General features: G+C 73.4%; 7 protein-coding genes and 1 pseudogene. 3 read left to right on the top strand and 5 right to left on the bottom strand.

Going from position 1 to position 5,820, the window contains the following annotated elements; all coding sequences use genetic code 11:
* Positions 1-609 precede the first annotated feature (609 nt).
* Entirely contained in the window at positions 610-1,194 is a 585-nt protein-coding gene (locus JWR81_RS32075) for a transglycosylase family protein (RefSeq protein WP_297661403.1), read from the top strand.
* 75 nt (positions 1,195-1,269) lie between these two features.
* Here JWR81_RS32075 and JWR81_RS34620 read toward each other — a convergent pair whose 3' ends face one another.
* From JWR81_RS34620 to moaC, 3 genes are read right to left on the bottom strand one after another with little or no spacing between them, the layout of a single operon-like run.
* Complete coding sequence (locus tag JWR81_RS34620; protein WP_367278893.1) at positions 1,270-1,710, bottom strand: molybdenum cofactor biosynthesis protein MoaE; 441 nt, start codon at positions 1,708-1,710, stop codon at positions 1,270-1,272.
* Positions 1,707-2,189, bottom strand: coding sequence for a molybdenum cofactor biosynthesis protein B (locus JWR81_RS34625; RefSeq protein ID WP_367278894.1), 483 nt, complete (start codon positions 2,187-2,189; stop codon positions 1,707-1,709). The genes JWR81_RS34620 and JWR81_RS34625 overlap by 4 nt, the downstream gene beginning before the upstream one ends.
* Positions 2,186-2,665 (bottom strand): cyclic pyranopterin monophosphate synthase MoaC, encoded by a 480-nt coding sequence (moaC, locus tag JWR81_RS32085; RefSeq protein ID WP_297661405.1) that lies wholly within the window; start codon positions 2,663-2,665, stop codon positions 2,186-2,188. The genes JWR81_RS34625 and moaC overlap by 4 nt, the downstream gene beginning before the upstream one ends.
* Positions 2,666-3,082: 417 nt before the next feature.
* Here moaC and JWR81_RS32090 point away from each other — a divergent pair, with 417 nt between their 5' ends.
* Entirely contained in the window at positions 3,083-3,712 is a 630-nt protein-coding gene (locus tag JWR81_RS32090) for a transglycosylase family protein (RefSeq protein ID WP_297661407.1), read from the top strand.
* Between the two features lie 31 nt (positions 3,713-3,743).
* Here the strand turns inward: JWR81_RS32090 and JWR81_RS32095 are convergent, their stop codons facing one another.
* On the bottom strand, positions 3,744-4,313 hold the full coding sequence (locus JWR81_RS32095) for an NTP transferase domain-containing protein (RefSeq protein WP_297661409.1): 570 nt from the start codon (positions 4,311-4,313) through the stop codon (positions 3,744-3,746).
* 14 nt (positions 4,314-4,327) lie between these two features.
* A complete protein-coding gene (locus JWR81_RS32100) occupies positions 4,328-4,507 on the bottom strand; it encodes a hypothetical protein (protein WP_297661411.1) in 180 nt (59 codons plus the stop codon).
* A 95-nt stretch (positions 4,508-4,602) separates the two neighbouring features.
* Here JWR81_RS32100 and JWR81_RS32105 point away from each other — a divergent pair.
* Positions 4,603-5,820: pseudogene (locus JWR81_RS32105) on the top strand (DNA-binding protein); the annotation flags it as partial.

Raw genomic sequence — 5,820 nt, forward strand, 5'->3', positions numbered from 1 at the left:
GAGGAACGTCGCCGTGGCGAGGCCGTCGTCGGCGAGGTAGCCGGTGGTGCGCAGTGCGGCGGCCAGCGCAGACGGCGAGTCCGACGGGGCCGGTGGGCGATCGTTCACAGAACCAGCATGACTGACGAACCAGGCGGTAGCCACTACGGGTGTTCCAGGGCACTGCCCGCCGTGATCATGCCGTCACTGAGCGTCCACCATTCGATGTGACGAAATCGGTAATACTTTCGTTTTGGTTCTATTGGTCGAGCCGTAATAAAGCCGTGATTACACCGCCATGACCTGCAGATACCTGGCTATCGGCAGGTTAATACATTCGTTACCGTGATGATGGTCACTCCCTGTAGAATTGCTTTCGCCCCCAGGCCGCCTCGTAGCGTCGACGACCGGTCGTTCCAGTGGGGCGACCGAGAATGCATCCGGAACCGTCGCACCAGGCCTTGTCCCGCGGTTTCGGTCCGTCGAGATGGAAGACGGGACAAGGCCGAGGTCGCAATTTCCCGCCGCCGCCCCACGGCTGCGGGAACACGGACAAGGACTGCTCGCCGGGTCGGTTCCCGCCCGCTGACGAGCGCGTCCTCCTCGACCGTGCGGAGGAGAAACCCCGTAATGAGTTCTCGACCTGCCACCAGCAAGGGCCGAAGTCTCGTTCGTCTGATCGTCGCCGGAGCGGTTGTCGTCGGTACTCCGATCGCAATCGCCGGCACGGCCAACGCCGCTCCCGACTCCATCTGGGACAAGGTCGCCCAGTGCGAGAGCGGTGGCAACTGGAGCGTCAGCACCGGTAACGGCTACTACGGCGGCCTGCAGTTCAGCCCCAGCACGTGGGCCGCCTATGGTGGCTCCGGCTCGGCTGCGAACGCCAGCCGTGAGCAGCAGATCGCCGTCGCGGAGCGGGTCCTCGCCGCGCAGGGCTGGGGGGCCTGGCCCGTCTGCTCGAAGAAGGCCGGGGCCACCGGTTTCGCCGCCGAGCCCGGCAAGACCGTGCGTGCCTCGGCGCCCATCGCGGCCGCCCCGAAGGCCGCCCCGGTCGCGAAGAGCGGCGCCGGCTACACCGTCGTCGCCGGCGACACGCTGAGCGGGATCGCGGCGAAGCAGAACGTCACCGGTGGGTGGACGGCGCTCTGGAACAAGAACACGGACGTGCTGAGCAACCCGAACATGCTCCGCGTCGGGCAGCAGCTCGCGCTCTAGGCACTGCCGACCCCACGTGCGCGGACGTCGCCGCCCCAGCACTGACGTCCGCGCACGGGTGTCTCGGGACCCGTCTCAGGCGCTGTTGACCCACTCGTCGTCGCCGTCGGCGTACGACTGGTGCTTCCACACCGGGAGCAGCCGCTTGATCTCCTCCACCAGCTCCGAGCAGGTGTCGAACGCCTCGCGGCGGTGATCGGCGGCCACGGCGCAGGCCAGCGCGACGTCGCCGATCGCGAGCGTCCCGACCCGGTGGCTCACCGCGATGGCCCGCACGCCCGTCGCCCGGGCGGCGACGTCGGCGGCCACCTCGGCCACGACCGTCGACGCCGTCGGGTGGGCGCTGTACTCCAGCCCCAGCACCGAGCGCCCGCCGTCGTGGTCGCGGACCACGCCCGCGAACGTCACCACGGCGCCCGCCGCCGGGTGGTCGACGAGCGCCGCGTGCTCGGCGACGTCGAGGGGCTCCTCGCCGACGGCGGCGCGCAGCACCACGGGTGTCCGGTCCTGGGTCATCGGTGATCGCCTCCGCGCAGTTGGTCGACGGCATGATCCAGCACACCGTCCAGCACCGACAATCCGTCCCGAACTCCCCCTGTCGATCCGGGGAGGTTCACGACCAGCGTCCGGCCCGCCACGCCGGTCAGTCCTCGCGAGAGGACGGCCGTGGGGACCTTCGGAGCGCCCGCCGCGCGGATCGCGTCGGCCAGTCCGGGCACCTCGTAGTCGAGCATCGCGCGGGTCGCCTCCGGCGTCGCGTCGGTGGGGGAGATGCCCGTGCCGCCCGTGGTGATCACGACATCGACGCCCTCGGCGACGGCGGCGCGCAGCGCGTCGCCCACCGGGCCGCCGTCGGGCACCACGGCCGGATCGGGGGTGTCGTAGCCGCGCTCGCGCAGCCACTCGACGATCAGCGGCCCACCGCGGTCGGCGTAGACACCCGCCGAGGCCCGGTTGGACGCCGTCACGACCCGCGCCGTGCGCGCGTCCGTCACGAGCGGTCCTCCGGACGCGTCCACGTGCCGGTCTTACCGCCGTCCTTGCGCTCGACGCGGACGCCGTCCATCACGGCGGCGGGATCGACAGCCTTGATCATGTCGTGCAGCGTGAGGCCCGCGACGGCGACGGCCGTGAGCGCCTCCATCTCCACGCCGGTGCGGTCGGTGGTGCGCACCGTGGCGCGGACGTGGACGCGGTCGCCGTCCGGTTCGAGGTCGACGGTGACGCCGGACAGTGCGATGGGGTGGCACAGCGGCACGAGGTCCGGGGTGCGCTTGGCCGCCATGATCCCGGCGATCCGCGCGGTGGCCAGTGCGTCGCCCTTGGGCAGGCCGTCGCGCAGCAGCAGGTCGATCACCTCGGGGGTCGTGCGCAGCGTGCCAGTGGCGACCGCCGTGCGGGCCGTCGCCTCCTTGCCGGTGACGTCCACCATCCGGGCGGACCCGGCGGCATCGACGTGGGTGAGCTCCACGCCCGCGACCCTACGGCGTGGCCGGTGCGACGGTCCGGAGCGGCCAGGCGGAGGGCCGGTTCGAGTGGCCTGCATCACAGCGGCGCAACCTTCGGCGGGCACGGTCGCCGCCACGCCCGGTCATCGTGAACAGCCACGACTCTGCCCGGTTGGCCCATTCGGACTACACGTTCGGGTCATGCCTCGATCGGCGCGCCGGGTTTGCGCTCCACGAAACCGGACGTACCGTCCCTCTCGGCTCGTGCGGACTCCCCAGGTCCGCACCCGTCCCGGTACCGCAGCGCTCCCCTGTCCGGCGGTTCCGGAATCCCCCGTTGCCTCACGAACAACCACGTGGGACAGGAACGGACCAGGCGGGCCCCAGCCCGCCACGCCATCTCCCCGGGCGGGTCCGTGCGCAGCGTCCGGAGAAGCCTCATGGCTCGCTACCGCGGTCGTCATCGCGCCCCCAGCAACACCGGTCGGGTCATCGCCCGAACCGCACTCGCCGGAGCCGTCGCCGGCGCCCCGTTGGTCACCATGGTCCCGGCGGCCAACGCCGCGGCCGATTCCACATGGGACAAGGTCGCGCAGTGCGAGAGCGGCGGCCGGTGGGACATCAACACCGGCAACGGCTTCCAGGGCGGCCTGCAGTTCACACCCAGCACCTGGCGGGGCTTCGGCGGCGCCCAGTTCGCCCCGGCCGCCGACCAGGCCACCCGCGCCGAGCAGATCGTCGTCGCCGAGCGGGTGCTCGCCCAGCAGGGCTGGGGCGCCTGGCCCGTCTGCTCCAAGAAGGCCGGGGCCACCGGCGAGTCCGCGACGCAGCGCAGCGTGCCCGGCGCGACGGCTCCCGCGACGGCTCCCGCGACGGCTCCGCTGACCATCCGGCTCAGCGCCCCCACCGGCGCCACGACCGGCGGCTACATCGTCAAGGCGGGCGACACCCTCAGCTCCATCGCCTCGGCCAACGAGGTCGCGGGCGGCTGGAAGGGCATCGTCGCGAAGAACCCAGCGCTCAGTGGGAACCCCAACATGATCATGCCGGGGCAGCAGCTGACTCTCTAGGACACGGTCTTCTCCAGGACACGGTCCTAGGTCAGCGGGCCCGGAAGCGGGCCAACGCCTCGGGGGTGTCGACGTCGTCGGGATCGGCCACGTCGGCGCACTCCACGAGGTCCAGCGCCGGGTGACCCGCGAGGTAACCGCGGGCCCCGGCGTCTCCGGTGGCCGAGGCGATCACCCCCGCCCAGTGCTCCCGTCCGATGAGCACGGGGTGGGCGGCGCGGCCGTCGTACGAGGCGCGGCGGAGTGCGTCCGGGGTGGCACCGGCCGCGAGCCGGGCCACTGCCGCGCTCGTGACGCCGGGCAGGTCCACCAGGTGCACCAGTGCGGCATCGGGCGGGACCTCACGCGCCGCGAGCGCGGAGAGCCCGGCCCGGAGCGAGGCGCCCATGCCCTCCGCCCAGTCGGCGGCCTCCACGACGTCCACGTCGGACGGCAGGACGGCGCGCACGTCGGTGGCCGCGGCGCCCACCACCACGGTGATCGGGCTGCAGCCGCCCGCGGACAGCACGTGCAGGGCGCGACGCACGAGGGGCTCGCCGTCCAGCTCCACCAGTGCCTTCGGGCCGCCCATCCGGCGACCCGCGCCGCCCGCGAGGAGCAGCCCGGCGGGCGCGGCTACTTGTTGATCTTCGTGACGGGGTGCTCGTAGGGCACCGTGTCCAGCGGGAACTCGAGGTCGCCGAACGGGGAGAGCGAGCCCTGTACCGGACTGGCGAGCTCCGACACCGGGTGCTCGCCATCGGGCAGATCGGGCCAGGTCGGGTCGACACGGCCCTCGGGCGCGGGCTTGGCCACGATCTCCTCCTTGCGGGGCTGGAACTCTTCGCCGACAAGTATTCCGTACCGGATCACCGGGCGGCGCACGGGTGCCGCCGACTACCGTGGACCCGATGCCCACCTCGCTGGTCGACTGGCTGCGCGCCCAGGACGACGGGACGCTCGCCACCCTGCTGCGGCTGCGTCCCGATCTCGCCGTGCCGCCTCCCGCCGACCTGACGGTGCTGGCCACGCGCGCCGGCATCCGGGCGTCGGTGCACCGCGCGTGCGACGACCTGGACACCGTGGCGCTCGCCGTCCTCGAGGCTCTCGTGGTGGCGGACGCCGACGTCGCGCCCGTCCCGCGGGCCGAGGTGGCGCGCCTGCTGGGCCCGGACATGCCTGCAACGGGCCTGAGAGCGTCGCTGAGCGCCTTGCGGGGCCGGGCCCTGGTCTGGGGGCCGGACAGTGACTTGTCGCTCGTGCCGGCCGCACGCGAGATCGTGCCGCGCTTCCCCGGCGGGCTGGGGCGCGTCGCCACCGGCCCGGCGGGTTCGTCCGAGCTGCCGGCGCTGCTCGAGGCCGTCGAGCCCGACGAGCAGCGCGTGCTCGACGCGCTCGCCGCGGGTCCGCCGATCGGGCGCAGCCGTGGTGGGTCGGCGCCGCACAGCCCGGTCGGGCGGCTGCTGGCGAAGGGCCTGCTGCTGCGCGTCGACCCGGAGACCGTCGAGCTGCCGCGTCAGGTCGGGCTCGCGCTGCGCGGCAAGCGCCCGATGGGTCCCCTCACCCTGACCGCTCCGGACCTCGCCACCCGCGACCGTGGTGCCGACGTCGTCGACCGCACGGCGGGCGGTGCCGCGCTCGGCGTGCTGCGCCAGGTCGAGCTGCTGATCGCCTACTGGAGCCGCAACGGCCCGCCCGTCCTGCGCTCCGGCGGGCTGGGTGTGCGCGAGCTGCGCCGCGCGGCCAAGGAGATGGACGTCGACGAGGCCACGGCCGCGCTGCTCGTCGAGCTGGCCGTGTCGGCCGACCTGGTGGGGCAGAGCGACGGCGTCGCGCCCGACTGGGTGCCCACCACCCAGGCGGACGTCTGGGCCGCGGGTGGCCCGGAGCTGCGCTGGTCGCTGCTCGCGCGCACCTGGCTCGACATGCCCCGGCTGCCCGGGCTCGTGGGACGCAAGGACGACGCCGGCCGCCCGATCAACGCGCTGTCCGACGGTGTGCGCCGCCCGCTGGCCCCCCGCGACCGTCGCCGTGTGCTGGCCGGTCTCGCCGAGCTGCCCCCGGGCACGGCCGCGGGGTCGGCTGCCGCACTCGCCGACGTGTTGGCCTGGCGCGCGCCCCGCCGCGGC

The organism is Pseudonocardia sp. (genome assembly GCF_025965585.1).
GTDB lineage: Bacteria > Actinomycetota > Actinomycetes > Mycobacteriales > Pseudonocardiaceae > Pseudonocardia.